The 440-nt window shown below is 51.8% G+C and carries 1 protein-coding gene; it reads right to left on the reverse strand.

The window, feature by feature from the left end; genetic code table 11:
* Positions 1-186 precede the first annotated feature (186 nt).
* Positions 187-327 (reverse strand): hypothetical protein, encoded by a 141-nt coding sequence (locus KJQ96_RS38755; RefSeq protein ID WP_213256461.1) that lies wholly within the window; start codon positions 325-327, stop codon positions 187-189.
* Positions 328-440: the final 113 nt, after the last annotated feature.

A 440-nucleotide genomic window follows, 5' to 3' on the forward strand; every position in this document is an offset into this window, starting at 1 on the left:
TCATGTTCCCGGAGAATGCGCCACGCCAAATTCCCACCACTTCCCGGACGGCACCTCCGGAGGCAGTAAGACATCAGTCATAATAGTTGTGTCACGGCTTTTATGATGATTAGCGCTTCCAAACGACTAATGAGCGACGCACGGGGAGTGTGCGCCACCCATTGTTCTCAGACCCGAAAGCCGCCACTAACGCATTATCTCCCATGCAGTTACAGCTGCGAACATTGTTGCAACAACCGCTGCAAGTAATTCGAGAACCCACCCTCCAGAAGTTGCGGCTGCTTCTTCAGCTTCGGTTACATCATGCGCTGACATATCGGCCTTCATTATTGTTCCTCGTCCAGATGTGGAATACTAGATCATCGTTTTCTTGGTTCGAATCATGTCAGGCGGCGTCGGCGAGTTTGTAGGACCAAGTATGGACGACGGGATGGCGATTG

This window comes from Bradyrhizobium sp. sGM-13 (assembly GCF_018398875.1).
Classification (GTDB): domain Bacteria; phylum Pseudomonadota; class Alphaproteobacteria; order Rhizobiales; family Xanthobacteraceae; genus Bradyrhizobium.